This window comes from Salmonella sp. SJTUF14076, from assembly GCF_015534835.1.
Taxonomy (GTDB): Bacteria; Pseudomonadota; Gammaproteobacteria; order Enterobacterales; family Enterobacteriaceae; genus Salmonella; species Salmonella enterica.
The window spans coordinates 438,362-456,714 of the sequence record NZ_CP064674.1; the positions used below are offsets into that span (position 1 = coordinate 438,362).

An 18,353-nucleotide genomic window follows, 5' to 3' on the forward strand; every position below is an offset into this window, starting at 1 on the left:
CGTCGCTGATGTTACAACCAAAGCGTACAAAATTCCGTAAAATGCACAAAGGCCGCAACCGTGGTCTGGCTGCAGGCGCGGATGTTAGCTTCGGCAGCTTCGGCCTGAAAGCTGTTGGCCGTGGTCGTCTGACTGCCCGTCAGATCGAAGCAGCACGTCGTGCTATGACCCGTGCAGTTAAGCGTCAAGGTAAGATCTGGATCCGTGTATTCCCGGACAAACCGATCACTGAAAAGCCGCTGGCAGTGCGTATGGGTAAAGGTAAAGGTAACGTGGAGTATTGGGTTGCCTTGATTCAGCCGGGTAAAGTCCTGTATGAAATGGACGGCGTACCGGAAGAGCTGGCCCGTGAAGCATTCAAGCTGGCAGCAGCGAAACTGCCGATTAAAACCACCTTTGTAACTAAGACGGTGATGTAATGAAAGCAAAAGAGCTGCGTGAGAAGAGCGTTGAAGAGCTGAACACCGAGCTACTGAACCTGCTGCGTGAGCAGTTCAACCTGCGTATGCAGGCTGCAAGTGGCCAGCTGCAACAGTCTCACCTGTTGAAGCAAGTGCGTCGTGATGTCGCACGCGTTAAGACTTTACTGACTGAGAAGGCGGGTGCGTAATGACCGATAAAATCCGTACTCTGCAAGGTCGCGTGGTTAGCGACAAAATGGAGAAATCCATTGTTGTTGCTATCGAACGTTTTGTGAAACACCCGATCTACGGTAAATTCATCAAGCGTACGACCAAAATGCACGTACATGACGAGAACAACGAATGCGGTATCGGCGACGTGGTTGAAATCCGCGAATGCCGTCCGCTGTCCAAGACCAAATCCTGGACTCTGGTTCGCGTTGTAGAGAAAGCGGTTCTGTAATACAGTACGCATTCTCAACGAATAAACGGCTCAGCGATGGGCCGTTTATTTTTTCTACCCATATCTGATTTGCGGTGTTATAATGCCGCGCCCTCGATATGGGGTTTTTTTAACGACCTGATTTTCGGGTCTCAGTAGTAGTTGACATTAGCGGAGCACTAAAATGATCCAAGAACAGACTATGCTGAACGTCGCCGACAACTCCGGTGCACGTCGCGTAATGTGTATCAAGGTTCTGGGTGGCTCGCACCGTCGCTACGCAGGCGTAGGCGACATCATTAAGATCACCATCAAAGAAGCGATTCCGCGTGGTAAGGTCAAAAAAGGTGATGTGCTGAAGGCGGTAGTGGTGCGCACCAAGAAGGGTGTTCGTCGCCCGGACGGTTCTGTCATTCGCTTCGATGGTAATGCATGCGTTATTTTAAACAATAACAGCGAGCAGCCTATCGGTACGCGTATTTTTGGGCCGGTAACTCGTGAACTTCGTAACGAGAAGTTCATGAAAATTATCTCTCTGGCACCAGAAGTACTCTAAGGAGCGAATCATGGCAGCGAAAATCCGTCGTGATGACGAAGTTATCGTGTTAACCGGTAAAGATAAAGGTAAACGCGGTAAAGTTAAGAATGTCCTGTCTTCCGGCAAGGTCATTGTTGAAGGTATCAACCTGGTTAAGAAACACCAGAAGCCGGTTCCGGCTCTGAACCAACCGGGCGGCATCGTTGAAAAAGAAGCTGCAATTCAGGTTTCTAACGTTGCAATCTTCAATGCGGCAACCGGCAAGGCTGACCGTGTAGGCTTTAGATTCGAAGACGGCAAAAAAGTCCGTTTCTTCAAGTCTAACAGCGAAACTATCAAGTAATTTGGAGTAGTACGATGGCGAAACTGCATGATTACTACAAAGACGAAGTAGTTAACAAACTCATGACTGAGTTTAACTACAATTCTGTCATGCAAGTCCCTCGGGTCGAGAAGATCACCCTGAACATGGGTGTTGGTGAAGCGATCGCTGACAAGAAACTGCTGGATAACGCAGCAGCAGACCTGACAGCAATCTCCGGTCAAAAACCGTTGATCACCAAAGCACGCAAATCTGTTGCAGGCTTCAAAATCCGTCAGGGCTATCCGATCGGCTGTAAAGTAACTCTGCGTGGCGAACGCATGTGGGAGTTCTTTGAGCGCCTGATCACTATTGCTGTTCCTCGTATCCGTGACTTCCGTGGCTTGTCCGCTAAGTCATTCGACGGTCGTGGTAACTACAGCATGGGTGTCCGTGAGCAGATCATCTTCCCAGAAATCGACTACGATAAAGTCGACCGCGTTCGTGGTTTGGATATTACCATTACCACTACTGCGAAATCTGACGAAGAAGGCCGTGCTCTGCTGGCTGCCTTTGACTTCCCGTTCCGCAAGTAAGGTAGGGTTACTAAATGGCTAAGCAATCAATGAAAGCACGCGAAGTAAAACGCGTAGCTTTAGCTGATAAATACTTCGCGAAACGCGCTGAACTGAAAGCGATCATCTCTGATGTGAACGCAACCGACGAAGATCGTTGGAATGCGGTTCTTAAGCTGCAGACTCTGCCGCGTGATTCCAGCCCGTCACGTCAGCGTAACCGCTGCCGTCAAACTGGTCGTCCGCACGCTTTCCTGCGGAAGTTCGGGTTGAGCCGTATTAAGGTCCGTGAAGCCGCTATGCGCGGTGAAATTCCGGGTCTGAAAAAGGCTAGCTGGTAATTGTCACCAATTGAATCACGGGAGTAAAGACAGATGAGCATGCAAGATCCGATCGCGGATATGCTGACCCGTATCCGTAACGGTCAGGCCGCGAACAAAGCTGCGGTCACCATGCCTTCCTCCAAGCTGAAAGTGGCAATTGCCAACGTGCTGAAGGAAGAAGGTTTTATTGAAGATTTTAAAGTTGAAGGCGACACCAAGCCGGAACTGGAACTGACTCTTAAGTATTTCCAGGGTAAAGCTGTTGTAGAAAGCATTCAGCGTGTCAGCCGCCCAGGTCTGCGCATCTACAAACGTAAAGATGAGCTGCCGAAAGTTATGGCCGGTCTGGGTATCGCAGTTGTTTCTACCTCTAAAGGTGTTATGACTGATCGTGCAGCGCGCCAGGCTGGTCTTGGTGGCGAAATTATCTGCTACGTAGCCTAATCGGAGGAAAAAATGTCTCGTGTTGCTAAAGCACCGGTCGTTGTTCCTGCCGGCGTTGATGTCAAAATCAACGGTCAGGTTATTACGATCAAAGGTAAAAACGGCGAGCTGACTCGTACTCTCAACGATGCTGTTGAAGTTAAACATGCAGATAATGCACTGACCTTCGGTCCGCGTGATGGTTACGCAGACGGTTGGGCACAGGCTGGTACCGCGCGTGCCCTGCTGAACTCAATGGTTATCGGTGTTACCGAAGGCTTCACTAAGAAGCTGCAGCTGGTTGGTGTAGGTTATCGTGCAGCGGTTAAAGGGAATGTAGTAAACCTGTCTTTAGGTTTCTCTCACCCGGTTGACCATCAGCTGCCGGCAGGTATCACTGCTGAATGTCCGACTCAAACTGAAATCGTGCTGAAAGGCGCTGATAAGCAGGTGATCGGCCAGGTTGCAGCAGATCTGCGCGCCTACCGTCGTCCTGAGCCTTACAAAGGCAAGGGTGTTCGTTACGCCGACGAAGTCGTGCGTACCAAAGAGGCTAAGAAGAAGTAAGGTAACACTATGGATAAGAAATCTGCTCGTATCCGTCGTGCGACCCGCGCACGCCGCAAGCTCAAAGAGCTGGGCGCAACTCGCCTGGTGGTACATCGTACCCCGCGTCATATTTACGCACAGGTAATTGCACCGAACGGTTCTGAAGTTCTGGTAGCTGCTTCTACTGTAGAAAAAGCTATCGCTGAACAACTGAAGTACACCGGTAACAAAGACGCGGCTGCAGCTGTGGGTAAAGCTGTCGCTGAACGCGCTCTGGAAAAAGGCATCAAAGATGTGTCCTTTGACCGTTCCGGGTTCCAATATCATGGTCGTGTCCAGGCACTGGCAGATGCTGCCCGTGAAGCTGGCCTTCAGTTCTAAGGTAGAGGTGTAAGATGGCTCACATCGAAAAACAAGCTGGCGAACTGCAGGAAAAGCTGATCGCGGTAAACCGCGTATCTAAAACCGTTAAAGGTGGTCGTATTTTCTCCTTCACAGCTCTGACTGTAGTAGGCGATGGTAACGGTCGCGTAGGTTTTGGTTACGGTAAAGCGCGTGAAGTTCCAGCAGCGATCCAGAAAGCGATGGAAAAAGCCCGTCGCAATATGATTAACGTCGCGCTGAACAACGGCACCCTGCAGCACCCGGTTAAAGGTGTTCACACGGGGTCTCGTGTATTCATGCAGCCAGCTTCCGAAGGTACCGGTATCATCGCCGGTGGTGCAATGCGCGCCGTTCTGGAAGTTGCTGGGGTTCATAACGTTCTGGCTAAAGCATACGGTTCCACCAACCCGATCAACGTGGTTCGTGCAACTATTGATGGCCTGGAAAATATGAATTCTCCAGAAATGGTCGCTGCCAAGCGTGGTAAATCCGTTGAAGAAATTCTGGGGAAATAAACCATGGCAAAGACTATTAAAATTACTCAAACCCGCAGTGCAATCGGTCGTCTGCCGAAACACAAGGCAACGCTGCTTGGCCTGGGTCTGCGTCGTATTGGCCACACCGTAGAGCGCGAGGATACTCCTGCTGTTCGTGGTATGGTCAACGCGGTTTCCTTCATGGTTAAAGTTGAGGAGTAAGAGATGCGTTTAAATACTCTGTCTCCGGCCGAAGGCTCCAAAAAGGCGGGTAAACGCCTGGGTCGTGGTATCGGTTCTGGCCTCGGTAAAACCGGTGGTCGTGGTCACAAAGGTCAGAAGTCTCGTTCTGGCGGTGGCGTACGTCGCGGTTTCGAGGGTGGTCAGATGCCTCTGTACCGTCGTCTGCCGAAATTCGGCTTCACTTCTCGCAAAGCAGCGATTACAGCCGAAGTTCGTCTGTCTGACCTGGCGAAAGTAGAAGGCGGCGTTGTAGACCTGAACACGCTGAAAGCGGCAAACATTATCGGTATCCAGATCGAGTTCGCGAAAGTGATCCTGGCTGGCGAAGTCACTACTCCGGTAACTGTTCGTGGCCTGCGTGTTACTAAAGGCGCTCGTGCTGCTATCGAAGCTGCTGGCGGTAAAATCGAGGAATAAGTAGCAGATGGCTAAACAACCGGGATTAGATTTTCAAAGTGCCAAAGGTGGCTTAGGCGAGCTGAAACGCAGACTGCTGTTTGTTATCGGTGCGCTGATTGTGTTCCGTATTGGCTCTTTTATTCCGATCCCTGGTATTGATGCCGCTGTACTTGCCAAACTGCTTGAGCAACAGCGAGGCACCATCATTGAAATGTTTAACATGTTCTCTGGTGGTGCTCTCAGCCGTGCTTCTATCTTTGCCCTGGGGATCATGCCGTATATTTCGGCATCGATCATTATCCAGCTGTTGACGGTGGTTCATCCAACGCTCGCAGAAATTAAGAAAGAAGGGGAGTCTGGTCGTCGTAAGATCAGCCAGTACACCCGTTACGGTACTCTGGTGCTGGCGATATTCCAGTCGATCGGTATTGCTACCGGTTTGCCGAATATGCCTGGTATGCAGGGCCTGGTGATGAATCCAGGCTTTGCATTCTATTTCACCGCTGTTGTAAGTCTGGTTACAGGGACCATGTTCCTGATGTGGCTCGGCGAACAGATTACTGAGCGCGGTATCGGTAACGGTATCTCAATCATCATCTTCGCTGGTATCGTTGCGGGACTCCCGCCAGCCATTGCCCATACTATCGAGCAAGCGCGTCAAGGCGACCTGCACTTCCTCGTGTTGCTGTTGGTTGCAGTATTAGTATTTGCAGTGACGTTCTTTGTAGTATTCGTTGAACGTGGTCAACGCCGTATTGTGGTAAACTACGCCAAACGTCAGCAAGGTCGTCGTGTCTATGCTGCACAGAGCACACATTTACCGCTGAAAGTGAATATGGCGGGGGTAATCCCGGCAATCTTCGCTTCCAGTATTATTCTGTTCCCGGCGACCATCGCGTCATGGTTCGGGGGCGGTACTGGTTGGAACTGGCTGACAACAATTTCGCTGTATTTGCAGCCTGGGCAACCGCTTTATGTGTTACTCTATGCGTCTGCAATCATCTTCTTCTGTTTCTTCTACACGGCGTTGGTTTTCAACCCGCGTGAAACAGCAGATAACCTGAAGAAGTCCGGTGCATTTGTACCAGGAATTCGTCCGGGAGAGCAAACGGCGAAGTATATCGATAAAGTAATGACCCGCCTGACCCTGGTTGGTGCGCTGTATATTACCTTTATCTGCCTGATCCCGGAGTTCATGCGTGATGCAATGAAAGTGCCGTTCTACTTCGGTGGGACCTCACTGCTTATCGTTGTTGTCGTGATTATGGACTTTATGGCTCAAGTGCAAACTCTGATGATGTCCAGTCAGTATGAGTCTGCATTGAAGAAGGCGAACCTGAAAGGCTACGGCCGTTAATTGGTCGCCTGAGAAGTTACGGAGAGTAAAAATGAAAGTTCGTGCTTCCGTCAAGAAATTATGCCGTAACTGCAAAATCGTTAAGCGTGATGGTGTCATCCGTGTGATTTGCAGTGCCGAGCCGAAGCATAAACAGCGCCAAGGCTGATTTTTTCGCATATTTTTCTTGCAAAGTTGGGTTGAGCTGGCTAGATTAGCCAGCCAATCTTTTGTATGTCTGTACGTTTCCATTTGAGTATCCTGAAAACGGGCTTTTCAGCATGGTACGTACATATTAAATAGTAGGAGTGCATAGTGGCCCGTATAGCAGGCATTAACATTCCTGATCAGAAACACGCCGTGATCGCGTTAACTTCGATCTACGGTGTCGGCAAGACCCGTTCTAAAGCCATCCTGGCTGCAGCGGGTATCGCTGAAAATGTTAAGATCAGTGAGCTGTCTGAAGAACAAATCGACACGCTGCGTGACGAAGTTGCCAAATTTGTCGTTGAAGGTGATCTGCGCCGTGAAATCAGCATGAGCATCAAGCGCCTGATGGATCTTGGTTGCTATCGCGGTTTGCGTCATCGTCGTGGTCTCCCGGTTCGCGGTCAGCGTACCAAGACCAACGCTCGTACCCGTAAGGGTCCGCGCAAACCGATCAAGAAATAATCGGGGTGATTGAATAATGGCAAAGGCACCAGTTCGCGCACGTAAACGTGTAAGAAAACAAGTCTCTGACGGCGTGGCTCATATCCATGCTTCTTTCAACAACACCATCGTGACTATTACCGATCGTCAGGGTAATGCGCTGGGTTGGGCAACAGCCGGTGGTTCCGGTTTCCGTGGTTCTCGCAAATCCACTCCGTTTGCAGCTCAGGTTGCAGCAGAGCGTTGCGCTGACGCCGTGAAAGAATACGGTATCAAGAATCTGGAAGTTATGGTTAAAGGTCCGGGTCCAGGCCGCGAATCTACTATTCGTGCTCTGAACGCCGCTGGTTTCCGCATCACTAATATTACTGATGTGACTCCGATCCCTCATAACGGTTGTCGTCCGCCGAAAAAACGTCGCGTATAACGCTTCGTTTTCCAGGTTAGTTGGAGAAAGAAAATGGCAAGATATTTGGGTCCTAAGCTCAAGCTGAGCCGTCGTGAGGGCACCGACTTATTCCTTAAGTCTGGCGTTCGCGCGATCGATACCAAGTGTAAAATTGAACAAGCTCCTGGCCAGCACGGTGCGCGTAAGCCGCGTCTGTCTGACTATGGTGTGCAGTTGCGTGAAAAGCAAAAAGTTCGCCGCATTTACGGTGTGCTGGAGCGTCAGTTCCGTAACTACTACAAAGAAGCAGCACGTCTGAAAGGCAACACCGGTGAAAACCTGTTGGCTCTGCTGGAAGGTCGTCTGGACAACGTTGTATACCGTATGGGCTTCGGCGCCACTCGTGCAGAAGCACGTCAGCTGGTTAGCCATAAAGCAATTATGGTAAACGGTCGTGTTGTTAACATCGCTTCTTATCAGGTTAGTCCGAATGACGTTGTTAGCATTCGTGAGAAAGCGAAGAAGCAGTCTCGCGTGAAAGCCGCTCTGGAGCTGGCTGAGCAGCGTGAAAAGCCAACCTGGCTGGAAGTTGATGCTGGCAAGATGGAAGGTACGTACAAGCGTAAGCCTGAGCGTTCTGATCTGTCTGCGGACATTAACGAACACCTGATCGTCGAGCTTTACTCCAAGTAAAGCTTAGTACCAAAGAGAGGACACAATGCAGGGTTCTGTGACAGAGTTTCTAAAACCGCGCCTGGTAGATATCGAGCAAGTGAGTTCGACGCACGCCAAGGTGACCCTTGAGCCTTTAGAGCGTGGCTTCGGCCATACTCTGGGTAACGCACTGCGCCGTATTCTGCTCTCATCGATGCCGGGTTGCGCGGTGACCGAGGTTGAGATTGATGGTGTACTACATGAGTACAGCACCAAAGAAGGCGTTCAGGAAGACATCCTGGAAATCCTGCTCAACCTGAAAGGGCTGGCGGTGAGAGTTCAGGGTAAAGATGAAGTTATTCTTACCTTGAATAAATCTGGCATTGGCCCTGTGACTGCAGCCGATATCACCCATGATGGGGATGTCGAAATCGTCAAGCCGCAGCACGTGATCTGCCACCTGACCGATGAAAACGCGTCTATTAGTATGCGTATCAAAGTTCAGCGCGGTCGTGGTTATGTGCCGGCTTCTACCCGAATTCATTCGGAAGAAGATGAGCGCCCAATCGGCCGTCTGCTGGTCGACGCCTGCTACAGCCCTGTAGAGCGTATTGCCTACAATGTTGAAGCAGCGCGTGTAGAACAGCGTACCGACCTGGACAAGCTGGTCATCGAAATGGAAACCAACGGCACAATCGATCCTGAAGAGGCGATTCGTCGTGCGGCAACCATCCTGGCTGAACAACTGGAAGCTTTCGTTGATTTACGTGATGTACGTCAACCGGAAGTGAAAGAAGAGAAACCAGAATTCGATCCGATCCTGCTGCGCCCTGTTGACGATCTGGAATTGACTGTCCGCTCTGCTAACTGCCTCAAGGCAGAAGCTATCCACTATATCGGTGATCTGGTACAGCGTACCGAGGTTGAGCTTCTTAAGACGCCTAACCTGGGTAAAAAATCTCTTACCGAGATTAAAGACGTGCTGGCTTCCCGTGGACTGTCTCTGGGTATGCGCCTGGAAAACTGGCCACCGGCAAGCATCGCTGACGAGTAACCGGATCACAGGTTAAGGTTTTACTGAGAAGGATAAGGTCATGCGCCATCGTAAGAGTGGTCGTCAACTGAACCGCAACAGCAGCCATCGCCAGGCTATGTTCCGCAACATGGCAGGTTCACTGGTTCGTCATGAAATCATCAAGACGACCCTGCCTAAAGCGAAAGAGCTGCGTCGCGTAGTTGAGCCGCTGATTACTCTTGCCAAGACTGATAGCGTTGCTAATCGTCGTCTGGCATTCGCCCGTACTCGTGATAACGAGATCGTGGCAAAACTGTTTAACGAGCTGGGCCCGCGTTTCGCGAGCCGCGCCGGTGGTTACACTCGCATTCTGAAGTGTGGCTTCCGTGCAGGCGACAACGCGCCGATGGCATACATCGAGCTGGTTGATCGTTCAGAGAAAACAGAAGCTGCTGCAGAGTAATCTGTAGTAACGTAAAAAAACCCGCTTCGGCGGGTTTTTTTATACCCTCCTGAACCCCACATATCTACAATAATTGTATTCTTTTCGTTCAATCCCTGGAGCGACACATGTGGTTACTTGACCAGTGGGCAGAGCGTCATATTATCGAGGCACAGCGTAAAGGCGAGTTTGATAATCTGCCTGGCCGCGGCGAACCGCTTATTCTGGATGATGATTCTCATGTGCCAGCGGAACTTCGTGCGGGTTATCGCTTACTGAAGAGTGCGGGCTGTCTTCCCCCTGAACTGGAGCAGCGCAGAGACGCTATTCAGTTACTTGATATCCTCAACAGTATCCGGGAAGATGACCCTCAATACCATCAGGTTAGTCGCCAGCTCTCGCTGCTTGAACTAAAACTTCGGCAGGCTGGGTTGAGTACCGATTTTTTACACGGTGAGTATGCAGAAAAACTGCTGCATAAAATCAACGATAATTAACGGAGCTTGTATGTATCGCATTGGTGAGCTGGCAAAGCTGGCAGACGTAACGCCTGATACCATTCGCTACTATGAAAAACAACAGATGATGGATCATGAGGTACGTACTGAAGGCGGGTTTCGTCTGTATACCGAAAACGATCTGCAGCGTCTCAAGTTTATTCGTTATGCTCGGCAGTTGGGTTTCACGCTTGAGTCGATCCGCGAACTTTTATCGATCCGAATTGATCCTGAGCACCATACCTGTCAGGAATCAAAAAGTATTGTGCAAGAGCGATTGCAGGAGGTTGAAGCCAGGATTGCGGAACTGCAAACGATGCAGCGTTCGTTACAAAGGCTTAATGATGCTTGTTGCGGAACGGCCCACAGTAGCGTCTATTGTTCCATTCTGGAAGCCCTGGAGCAGGGGGCCAGTGGGGCGAAATCAGGATGTTGATTTATTGAACCGACGGGGCTACACTCGCGCCGTTAATTTATACAATCGGGAGACATTATGAGTCGTTATCAACATAAGAAAGGGCAGATAAAGGACAATGCCATTGAGGCATTACTGCACGATCCCCTTTTCAGGCAACGCGTTGAAAAAAATAAGAAAGGCAAAGGAAGTTATCTGCGTAAAGGTAAACACGGTAATCGAGGGAACTGGGAGGCCAGTGGCAAGAAAGTAAGTGACTTTTTTACCACTGGCCTTCTGCTTATTAAGAACGGTTATTTTGTTCTTTCAGCAGATCGCGGATTTCGCCCAATAACACTTCCTCTTTAGAAGGCGCTGGCGGAGCTGCCGGCTCTTCTGCTTTTTTACGGTTGAGTCTGTTGATAAGCTTAATGGCAACAAAGATAGCAAAGGCCACAATCACAAAATCAAATACGTTCTGGATAAACACGCCGTAATGCATGACGACCGCCGGAATATCTCCCTGCGCTTCGCGTAACGTAAAAGCAAATTGTTTAAAGTCGATCCCGCCGATTAACAATCCCAACGGCGGCATAATGATATCGGCAACCAGTGAAGAAACAATCTTACCGAATGCCGCGCCAATAATGACACCCACTGCCAAATCCACAACATTCCCGCGCATCGCGAATTCGCGAAATTCTTTAATAAAACTCATTTTTATTCTCCCTATGCAGCTGACGTTATAAGTTTAACAAATGCTAAGGCATTTTCCATTTACAGCTTCTGTTTAGCGAAATAAATTAAACCTTGATAAATAAAGGGAATTAAAAAGGGCGCTGAATGAGCGCCCCTTAAATTAGAGGAAGAAAGGACTTGGCTGGAACAGACGTTCGACGTCGGTAATAAACTTTTTATCGGTCAAAAACATAATGACGTGATCGCCTTGTTCAATGCGCAAATTGTCATTAGCAATCATGACATCATTACCACGAACGACCGCGCCAATAATGGTGCCTGGCGGCAGTTTAATTTCGTCAATGACGCGGCCAACCACGCGGGAAGTGCTTTCATCGCCGTGCGCGACGGCTTCGATGGCTTCGGCAACCCCGCGACGTAGTGAGGAAACGCCGACGATATCCGCTTTACGCACATGGCTCAGTAATGCAGAGATGGTGGCCTGCTGCGGAGAAATCGCAATATCTATAACGCTACCCTGCACAAGATCGACATAAGCGCGGCGCTGAATCAGCACCATCACTTTTTTGGCGCCCATCCGCTTGGCCAACATCGCGGACATGATATTGGCTTCATCATCGTTAGTGACCGCGATAAAGAGATCGACCTGATCAATATGCTCCTCCGCCAGCAATTCCTGATCGGAGGCGTCGCCAAAAAAGACGATCGTGTTTTGCAGTTTCTCAGCCAATTCTGCGGCGCGTTGTTGATCGCGTTCGATCAATTTAACGCTATAGTCTTTTTCCAGACGCCTTGCCAGCCCGGCGCCGATATTGCCGCCGCCCACCAGCATGATGCGCTTGTAGGGTTTTTCCAGACGCTGTAATTCGCTCATTACTGCACGGATATGCTGTGAAGCCGCAATAAAGAAGACTTCATCCCCTGCTTCCACGATAGTCGAGCCCTGAGGGCGGATTGGTCTGTCATGGCGGAAAATTGCGGCAACGCGGGTATCGATATGCGGCATATGCTCTCGCATTGTCGAGAGCGCGTTACCTATTAGTGGACCGCCATAGTAGGCTTTAACTACTGCCAGACTGACTTTCCCTTCGGCAAAGTTTACAACCTGTAATGCTCCCGGATACTCGATCAGGCGATAAATATTATCGATAACCAACTGCTCCGGCGCGATCAGATGATCAATCGGAACCGCTTCAGAATGAAAGAGTTTATCCGCATCGCGAACATAGTCCGGGGAGCGAATGCGGGCGATACGGTTTGGAGTGTTGAAGAGTGAATAGGCTACCTGGCAGGCAACCATATTAGTTTCATCTGAACTGGTGACAGCGACCAGCATATCCGCATCGTCAGCGCCCGCTTCGCGCAACACGCGGGGATGCGAACCATGCCCCTGAACTACGCGTAGATCGAACTTATCTTGCAAACTGCGTAACCGTTCGCCGTTGGTATCAACCACCGTGATGTCGTTGTTTTCGCCGACCAGGTTTTCCGCCAGTGTTCCGCCAACTTGCCCTGCGCCCAGTATGATAATTTTCATCAGTCGTGGCCCGTTATCTCATCACTTCTTGATTAGCTTAGCGTAAAAGAACCCATCACCTTCTTCGCCGCCCGGCAGATTCTGCTGTCCTGGCTGATCAGGTGTTCCCGTTTCGCTGAGCGCGGCATCGGGAGTGCGTTGTAAAAAGGTTTTGATCTGATCGCGGTTTTCTTCCGGCAGTACGGAACAGGTGGCGTAAACCAGCGTCCCGCCGGGCTTCAGGCGCGGCCAGACGGCATCAAGAATTTCCGCCTGTAATTGCGCCAGTTCCGCGATATCGCGATCGCGACGCAGCCATTTGATATCTGGATGACGGCGAATGACGCCGGTTGCGGAGCAGGGCGCATCCAGCAGAATACGGTCAAACTGCTGCTCGCCGCACCATTGGGCGGGATAACGTCCATCCCCTTGTTTAACGGTCGCTTTCATCCCAAGACGCTTTAGGTTGTCGTAAACGCGGGAGAGTCGTTGTTCATCAATATCAACCGCCAACACGTCTGCTTCGGGGGCCACTTCGAGAATATGCGTGGTTTTACCGCCGGGCGCGGCGCACAAGTCTAAAATGTGCTCACCGTTCTGAGGAGCGAGAAAAACCGCACATCCCTGCGCAGAGGCATCCTGGACAGTTACCCAACCCTCAGCAAAACCGGGTAAAGCATGTACCGGAGCTGGCGTTTCCAGACGTACAGCGTCGGGATAATCGGGATGGGGATATCCCTTCATGCCTGCGTCTTCAAGTAAGCCAAGCCAACCGTCGCGGGTGTGGTGTGTACGATTTACACGTAGCCACATCGTTGGACGCTGGTTATTCGCTTCAATAATGTGTTGCCACTGTGTGGGGTAAGCATTTTGCAAACGCTTTACCAGCCAACCTGGATGTAAAAAGCGCGCATCGCTGGTCGCAAACTCATTAAGCAACGTTTCCTGCTGGCGCTGAAACTGGCGCAGGACGCCGTTAATTAACCCTTTCAACTGCGGACGTTTGATGGCGACCGCGCCTTCAACGGTTTCAGCCAGCGCCGCATGGGGAGGAACGCGGGTGTACAGCAACTGATAAAAGCCGACCATAATTAAGTAATGCACTGTACGCTGCTTGCCGGTCATTGGACGAGACATCAGCTTATTGATCAGCCATTCCAGCTGTGAAAGGGTGCGCAGGACGCCAAAGCACAGCTCCTGAAGTAGCGCTTTGTCTTTATCGGCGACTTTTTGTTGCAGCGGCGGGAGCACATTACTTAATGATTGTCCCTGTTCGACGACCAGTTCAACGGCCTGTGCTGCCAGACTACGTAAATTGTTTTGTTTTTTCATATGTATAAAATAAAAATGCCCGGTAACACCGGGCTTATAAAGACGTGACCGTCAGGCAAGACGGTTACCAGGAATAAACCATTCCCGGCGTGAATTTAACAGATCTTGGGCGCTCATCGCTTTTTTGCCGGCAGGCTGAAGCGAAAGCAAATTTAATATCCCCTTGCCTGTTGCAACCTGAATGCCCTGTTTCGTCGCGGCCAGAATGGTTCCCGGCAGCGACTGCGTGGCATCCTCAATGACGGACGCCTGCCAGACTTTTACCGGCTGACCGTCGATTTCCAGCCAGCTCATTGGCCACGGATTAAAGGCGCGAATGCAACGCTCCAGCTGTGCTGCGGAGAGAGACCAGTCAATACGCGCTTCTTCTTTACTGAGCTTTTCCGCATGAGTGACCAGCGCTTCATTCTGCGCTTCAGGCGTCGCTGTGCCGTCCGCCAGTTGTTTTAGTGTGGTAATTAACCCCTGCGGGCCAAGTTCAGCCAACTTATTATACAGTGAGCCACTGGTATCTTCTGCGGTAATCGGGCACGCAAGTTTATACAGCATGTCGCCGGTATCCAGCCCTACATCCATCTGCATAATTGTGACGCCGGTTTCCGCATCGCCTGCCCAGAGTGAGCGCTGAATAGGCGCCGCGCCGCGCCAGCGTGGAAGCAGCGAACCGTGAACGTTGATACATCCGAGACGGGGCATATCCAGCACTGCCTTTGGGAGAATCAGACCATATGCTACGACAACCATGACGTCGGCATGTAAGTCAGCAACCAGATGCTGGTTTTCCTGAGGACGAAGCGACACGGGCTGGAAAACGGGCAGGCCTTTTTCTTCCGCCAGCACTTTTACCGGGCTGGGCATCAACTTTTTGCCGCGACCTGCTGGACGATCGGGTTGGGTAAATACGCCGACAACGTTATGTCCAGAAGTTAACAGCGCGTCGAGATGACGCGCTGCAAAGTCAGGTGTACCCGCAAAAATAATACGTAGTGAATCTGACACGTTGGTTCTTGTCCTTTAAGCCCGGGCGTTCAGGCGGTCGAGTTTTTCTACTTTCTGACGAATACGTTGTTGCTTCAGCGGCGACAAATAATCGATAAACAGTTTACCGACCAGGTGATCCATCTCATGCTGAATGCAGATTGCCAGCAAACCATCCGCTTCAAGCTCAAACGGGTTGCCGTCGCGATCCAGCGCGCGGATTTTCACTTTCTCGGCGCGCGGCACTAAAGCGCGCTGTTCCGGGATCGACAGACAGCCTTCTTCTATACCCGTTTCGCCACTTTTCTCCAGCAATTCCGGGTTAATGAGTACCAGGCGCTCGTCGCGGTTTTCCGAAACGTCAATCACGATGATCCGCTGGTGGATATCGACCTGCGTTGCGGCCAGACCGATACCTTCTTCCGCGTACATCGTTTCGAACATATCATCGACGATACGCTGAATTTCTGCATTCACTTCTTCAACCGGCTTTGCGACTTTGCGAAGGCGCTCGTCCGGAATATGTAACACTTGCAAAACTGACATAATTATCCAGAGTTGTGTTCAGGAGTTGAAAAGATTATTACCTCTATTCTAGACAAATCCCCACCTGATTGACAGCATCAGTGACCAATCGCAAAGATTGTTCAGACTGCTTGTGGCAGGGGAGTGAAAGGATGGCCCGTACCGAAATTTGGTTACGTTTAATGTACGTCGGCGACCTTTATGGCGAGGCGATGTTGAACATGGCGAATTCGCTTATTCGCCAGCCTCAGATAAATCGCACGCACCTTCAGGAGGCTGGTCTTACTGCGCGGCAAGCTGAACGTTTTTTACAGCTTCCAGCAGGTGTGCTTGATGAGACATTACGCTGGCTTGAACTACCGCAGCACCATTTTCTGTGTGCGGATAGTGAGATTTATCCTCCCCAACTGCGTGCTATTGACGATTATCCCGGCGCTATTTTTATTGACGGCGATCCTGCCTGTCTGCATACCTGCCAACTTGCCGTCGTAGGAAGCCGGAGCCACTCCTGGTATGGAGAACGCTGGGGACGTCTGCTTTGCGAAAGCCTTGCGAAAAGCGGTTTGACGATCACCAGCGGCCTTGCCCGGGGAATTGATGGCGTAGCACACAACGCTGCGGTGAGTATGGGGGGAAAAAGTGTAGCGGTGTTAGGGAATGGCTTGGCAAAGATTTATCCTCGCCGACATGCCATGCTGGCTGAAAGCTTGATTGCCACCGGCGGCGCAGTGGTCTCAGAATTTCCGCTTTCAACGCCTCCGCTACCGCAACATTTTCCTCGCAGAAACCGCATTATCAGCGGACTGAGCAAAGGCGTGCTGGTGATTGAGGCGGCGTTGCGCAGCGGTTCGTTGGTGACGGCGCGCTGCGCGCTTGAACAGGGGCGGGACGTTTTTGCATTACCAGGTCCTATCGGTAGTCCGGGAAGCGAAGGCACGCACTGGTTAATTAAACAAGGGGCCACGCTTGTGACGACGCCGGAGGATATTCTGGAAAATTTGCAATACGGCTTACACTGGTTGCCAACTACGGCGGAAAATTCACTTTATTCACTAAATCAGGATGAGGCGGCATTGCCATTTCCTGAGCTCCTGGCTAACGTAGGAGATGAGGTAACACCTGTTGACGTCGTCGCTGAACGTGCCGGCCAACCTGTGCCAGCGGTAGTGGCTCAGCTACTCGAACTGGAGTTAGCAGGATGGATCGCAGCTGTACCCGGCGGCTATGTCCGATTAAGGAGGGCAAGCCATGTTCGACGTACTAATGTATTTGTTTGAAACATACATCCATAACGAAGCCGAGCTGCGCGTGGATCAGGACAGGCTGGAGCGTGATCTCACCGACGCTGGGTTTGATCGCGAAGACATCTACAATGCGCTGCTGTGGCTGGAAAAACTCGCTGACTATCAGGATGGCCTCGCGGAACCCATGCAACTTGCTTCCGACCCTCTTTCAATGCGCATTTATACGGTTGAAGAGTGTGAAAGGCTTGATGCCAGTTGCCGGGGGTTCCTGTTATTCCTTGAGCAGATTCAGGTGCTAAACCTCGAAACACGAGAAATGGTGATTGAGCGTGTGCTGGCGCTGGATACCGCAGAGTTTGACCTGGAAGACTTGAAATGGGTTATTTTGATGGTGTTATTCAACATTCCGGGCTGTGAAAACGCCTATCAGCAAATGGAAGAATTACTCTTTGAGGTAAATGAAGGTATGCTGCATTGATAGGTGTTAATGCTGCATGAGTGAATATGGCTAAATCAGCACTGTTTTCGGTGCGTAAAAATGAGCCCTGCCCGCAGTGCGGGGCCGAACTGGTAATTCGTTCCGGGAAACATGGTCCGTTTCTCGGCTGTTCTCGCTATCCGGAATGCGATTACGTTCGTCCGCTGAAAAGTCAGGCGGACGGACATATCGTTAAAATTCTGGAGGGGCAACTGTGCCCTGAGTGTGGCGCCGTGCTGGTGCTGCGTCAGGGGCGCTTTGGCATGTTTATCGGATGTAGCCAGTATCCGCAATGTGAACATACAGTGGTTATTGATAAACCGGATGAAACGGCGATTGCCTGTCCAGCCTGCCAGCAAGGACATTTGGTCCAGCGCCGTTCTCGTTACGGTAAAATCTTTCATTCCTGCGATCGCTACCCGGAATGTCAGTTCGTCATTAACTTCACACCGATTGCGGGGGAATGCCCCGAGTGCCATTATCCGCTACTCATCGAAAAGAAAACCGCGCAGGGCGTGAAGCGCTTTTGCGCCAGTAAACAATGTGGAAAGCCGGTTCCGGTGGAATAAACAAGTGAATAATAACCTGCCAACAGGATCTATCGCCGCGGCGGTAGCGCTCCTGAATAAAGAAAATGTCATCGCTTATCCAACAGAAGCCGTTTTCGGCGTCGGCTGCGATCCCGATAGTGAAACAGCTGTTACGCGCCTGCTGGCGTTAAAACAACGGCCCGTCGATAAGGGACTCATTTTGATTGCCGCCAGCTTTGAGCAGTTAAAACCTTATATTGATGACAGCATACTTACCGCCGCACAGCGTAAAGCGGTATTTGATTGCTGGCCCGGGCCGGTAACGTTTGTTTTTCCTGCGCCCGCGACAACGCCGCGGTGGCTCACGGGACGTTTTGATTCCCTGGCCGTTCGTGTTACCAACCACCCGCTGGTGGTCGCGCTATGCAATGCGTATGGCAAACCGCTGGTTTCCACCAGCGCCAATCTGAGCGGATTACCGCCATGCCGTACCGTTGAAGAGGTGCGTGCGCAATTTGGCGATGATTTTCCGGTGGTTGAAGGCGCAACGGGTGGGCGTTTAAATCCTTCAGAAATTCGCGATGCTCTGACGGGCGAACTGTTTCGACAGGGGTAATATG

Annotated in this window: 31 protein-coding genes and 1 pseudogene; 27 read left to right on the forward strand and 5 right to left on the reverse strand. The window is 51.0% G+C overall.

Annotation, left to right across the window (positions count from 1 at the left end; all coding sequences use genetic code 11):
• Positions 1-8: 8 nt before the first annotated feature.
• The 23 genes and pseudogenes from rplP to HU143_RS02110 all read left to right on the forward strand — a co-directional run.
• Positions 9-419, forward strand: coding sequence for a 50S ribosomal protein L16 (rplP, locus tag HU143_RS02000; protein WP_000941208.1), 411 nt, complete (start codon positions 9-11; stop codon positions 417-419).
• Positions 419-610, forward strand: a complete 192-nt coding sequence (gene rpmC, locus HU143_RS02005; protein ID WP_000644742.1) for a 50S ribosomal protein L29 — start codon at positions 419-421, stop codon at positions 608-610. Before rplP ends, rpmC begins: the two co-directional genes overlap by 1 nt.
• Complete coding sequence (rpsQ, locus tag HU143_RS02010; RefSeq protein ID WP_000130101.1) at positions 610-864, forward strand: 30S ribosomal protein S17; 255 nt, start codon at positions 610-612, stop codon at positions 862-864. Before rpmC ends, rpsQ begins: the two co-directional genes overlap by 1 nt.
• A 163-nt stretch (positions 865-1,027) precedes the next feature.
• The gene (rplN, locus tag HU143_RS02015) at positions 1,028-1,399 is read left to right on the forward strand and encodes a 50S ribosomal protein L14 (protein ID WP_000613954.1); all 372 of its coding nucleotides are present in this window, start codon (positions 1,028-1,030) and stop codon (positions 1,397-1,399) included.
• 10 nt (positions 1,400-1,409) lie between these two features.
• Entirely contained in the window at positions 1,410-1,724 is a 315-nt protein-coding gene (gene rplX, locus HU143_RS02020) for a 50S ribosomal protein L24 (protein WP_000729185.1), read from the forward strand.
• A gap of 14 nt (positions 1,725-1,738) precedes the next feature.
• Positions 1,739-2,278, forward strand: a complete 540-nt coding sequence (gene rplE / locus HU143_RS02025) for a 50S ribosomal protein L5 (RefSeq protein WP_001096206.1) — start codon at positions 1,739-1,741, stop codon at positions 2,276-2,278.
• A gap of 14 nt (positions 2,279-2,292) precedes the next feature.
• Positions 2,293-2,598: a 30S ribosomal protein S14 gene (rpsN, locus tag HU143_RS02030; RefSeq protein WP_001118932.1), complete on the forward strand. Its 306-nt coding sequence runs from the start codon at positions 2,293-2,295 to the stop codon at positions 2,596-2,598.
• A gap of 33 nt (positions 2,599-2,631) precedes the next feature.
• The gene (gene rpsH, locus HU143_RS02035) at positions 2,632-3,024 is read left to right on the forward strand and encodes a 30S ribosomal protein S8 (RefSeq protein WP_000062611.1); all 393 of its coding nucleotides are present in this window, start codon (positions 2,632-2,634) and stop codon (positions 3,022-3,024) included.
• A gap of 12 nt (positions 3,025-3,036) precedes the next feature.
• Positions 3,037-3,570 carry a 50S ribosomal protein L6 gene (gene rplF / locus HU143_RS02040; protein ID WP_000091939.1) on the forward strand — a complete coding sequence of 178 codons (534 nt, stop codon included), beginning with the start codon at positions 3,037-3,039 and terminating at the stop codon, positions 3,568-3,570.
• A gap of 9 nt (positions 3,571-3,579) precedes the next feature.
• A complete protein-coding gene (rplR, locus tag HU143_RS02045; RefSeq protein WP_000358956.1) occupies positions 3,580-3,933 on the forward strand; it encodes a 50S ribosomal protein L18 in 354 nt (117 codons plus the stop codon).
• A gap of 14 nt (positions 3,934-3,947) precedes the next feature.
• Complete coding sequence (gene rpsE, locus HU143_RS02050; protein WP_000940121.1) at positions 3,948-4,451, forward strand: 30S ribosomal protein S5; 504 nt, start codon at positions 3,948-3,950, stop codon at positions 4,449-4,451.
• Positions 4,452-4,454: 3 nt separating this feature from the next.
• On the forward strand, positions 4,455-4,634 hold the full coding sequence (rpmD, locus tag HU143_RS02055) for a 50S ribosomal protein L30 (RefSeq protein ID WP_001140434.1): 180 nt from the start codon (positions 4,455-4,457) through the stop codon (positions 4,632-4,634).
• Between the two features lie 3 nt (positions 4,635-4,637).
• Positions 4,638-5,072, forward strand: a complete 435-nt coding sequence (gene rplO, locus HU143_RS02060) for a 50S ribosomal protein L15 (RefSeq protein WP_001238917.1) — start codon at positions 4,638-4,640, stop codon at positions 5,070-5,072.
• A 7-nt stretch (positions 5,073-5,079) separates the two neighbouring features.
• On the forward strand, positions 5,080-6,411 hold the full coding sequence (gene secY, locus HU143_RS02065) for a preprotein translocase subunit SecY (protein ID WP_001118864.1): 1,332 nt from the start codon (positions 5,080-5,082) through the stop codon (positions 6,409-6,411).
• Positions 6,412-6,442: 31 nt separating this feature from the next.
• Positions 6,443-6,559 carry a 50S ribosomal protein L36 gene (gene rpmJ, locus HU143_RS02070; RefSeq protein WP_000868187.1) on the forward strand — a complete coding sequence of 39 codons (117 nt, stop codon included), beginning with the start codon at positions 6,443-6,445 and terminating at the stop codon, positions 6,557-6,559.
• Positions 6,560-6,705: 146 nt separating this feature from the next.
• A complete protein-coding gene (gene rpsM / locus HU143_RS02075) occupies positions 6,706-7,062 on the forward strand; it encodes a 30S ribosomal protein S13 (protein ID WP_000090780.1) in 357 nt (118 codons plus the stop codon).
• Positions 7,063-7,078: 16 nt separating this feature from the next.
• Positions 7,079-7,468 carry a 30S ribosomal protein S11 gene (gene rpsK / locus HU143_RS02080; protein ID WP_001029758.1) on the forward strand — a complete coding sequence of 130 codons (390 nt, stop codon included), beginning with the start codon at positions 7,079-7,081 and terminating at the stop codon, positions 7,466-7,468.
• A 33-nt stretch (positions 7,469-7,501) separates the two neighbouring features.
• On the forward strand, positions 7,502-8,122 hold the full coding sequence (gene rpsD, locus HU143_RS02085; protein WP_000135226.1) for a 30S ribosomal protein S4: 621 nt from the start codon (positions 7,502-7,504) through the stop codon (positions 8,120-8,122).
• A gap of 25 nt (positions 8,123-8,147) precedes the next feature.
• Positions 8,148-9,137: a DNA-directed RNA polymerase subunit alpha gene (locus HU143_RS02090; RefSeq protein WP_001162094.1), complete on the forward strand. Its 990-nt coding sequence runs from the start codon at positions 8,148-8,150 to the stop codon at positions 9,135-9,137.
• Between the two features lie 40 nt (positions 9,138-9,177).
• On the forward strand, positions 9,178-9,561 hold the full coding sequence (gene rplQ / locus HU143_RS02095; RefSeq protein ID WP_001216370.1) for a 50S ribosomal protein L17: 384 nt from the start codon (positions 9,178-9,180) through the stop codon (positions 9,559-9,561).
• Between the two features lie 107 nt (positions 9,562-9,668).
• Positions 9,669-10,037 carry a DUF1992 domain-containing protein gene (locus HU143_RS02100; protein ID WP_023226786.1) on the forward strand — a complete coding sequence of 123 codons (369 nt, stop codon included), beginning with the start codon at positions 9,669-9,671 and terminating at the stop codon, positions 10,035-10,037.
• 10 nt (positions 10,038-10,047) lie between these two features.
• Positions 10,048-10,473, forward strand: coding sequence for a Zn(2+)-responsive transcriptional regulator (zntR, locus tag HU143_RS02105; protein ID WP_000285588.1), 426 nt, complete (start codon positions 10,048-10,050; stop codon positions 10,471-10,473).
• 57 nt (positions 10,474-10,530) lie between these two features.
• A pseudogene (locus tag HU143_RS02110) lies at positions 10,531-10,734 on the forward strand (alternative ribosome-rescue factor A); the annotation flags it as partial.
• Between the two features lies 1 nt (position 10,735).
• Here the strand turns inward: HU143_RS02110 and mscL are convergent.
• From mscL to def, 5 genes are all read right to left on the reverse strand, one after another.
• Entirely contained in the window at positions 10,736-11,149 is a 414-nt protein-coding gene (gene mscL, locus HU143_RS02115) for a large-conductance mechanosensitive channel protein MscL (RefSeq protein WP_000008119.1), read from the reverse strand.
• Positions 11,150-11,290: 141 nt separating this feature from the next.
• A complete protein-coding gene (gene trkA / locus HU143_RS02120) occupies positions 11,291-12,667 on the reverse strand; it encodes a Trk system potassium transporter TrkA (RefSeq protein WP_000691374.1) in 1,377 nt (458 codons plus the stop codon).
• A gap of 21 nt (positions 12,668-12,688) precedes the next feature.
• Complete coding sequence (rsmB, locus tag HU143_RS02125) at positions 12,689-13,978, reverse strand: 16S rRNA (cytosine(967)-C(5))-methyltransferase RsmB (RefSeq protein WP_023226785.1); 1,290 nt, start codon at positions 13,976-13,978, stop codon at positions 12,689-12,691.
• 51 nt (positions 13,979-14,029) lie between these two features.
• Positions 14,030-14,977: a methionyl-tRNA formyltransferase gene (gene fmt / locus HU143_RS02130; RefSeq protein WP_001285165.1), complete on the reverse strand. Its 948-nt coding sequence runs from the start codon at positions 14,975-14,977 to the stop codon at positions 14,030-14,032.
• 15 nt (positions 14,978-14,992) lie between these two features.
• Entirely contained in the window at positions 14,993-15,502 is a 510-nt protein-coding gene (gene def, locus HU143_RS02135) for a peptide deformylase (protein ID WP_000114987.1), read from the reverse strand.
• Between the two features lie 131 nt (positions 15,503-15,633).
• On the opposite strand from def, the gene dprA reads away from it, so the two are divergent.
• The 4 genes from dprA to tsaC are packed head-to-tail and all read left to right on the forward strand — an operon-like array spanning position 15,634 to position 18,349.
• Positions 15,634-16,758: a DNA-protecting protein DprA gene (gene dprA / locus HU143_RS02140; RefSeq protein ID WP_023226784.1), complete on the forward strand. Its 1,125-nt coding sequence runs from the start codon at positions 15,634-15,636 to the stop codon at positions 16,756-16,758.
• On the forward strand, positions 16,730-17,203 hold the full coding sequence (gene smg / locus HU143_RS02145; protein WP_000460663.1) for a DUF494 family protein Smg: 474 nt from the start codon (positions 16,730-16,732) through the stop codon (positions 17,201-17,203). Before dprA ends, smg begins: the two co-directional genes overlap by 29 nt.
• Positions 17,204-17,229: 26 nt before the next feature.
• Positions 17,230-17,772 carry a type I DNA topoisomerase gene (locus HU143_RS02150; protein ID WP_023226783.1) on the forward strand — a complete coding sequence of 181 codons (543 nt, stop codon included), beginning with the start codon at positions 17,230-17,232 and terminating at the stop codon, positions 17,770-17,772.
• Between the two features lie 4 nt (positions 17,773-17,776).
• Positions 17,777-18,349 (forward strand): L-threonylcarbamoyladenylate synthase type 1 TsaC, encoded by a 573-nt coding sequence (gene tsaC, locus HU143_RS02155; protein ID WP_023226782.1) that lies wholly within the window; start codon positions 17,777-17,779, stop codon positions 18,347-18,349.
• The last annotated feature ends 4 nt before the right edge of the window (positions 18,350-18,353 follow it).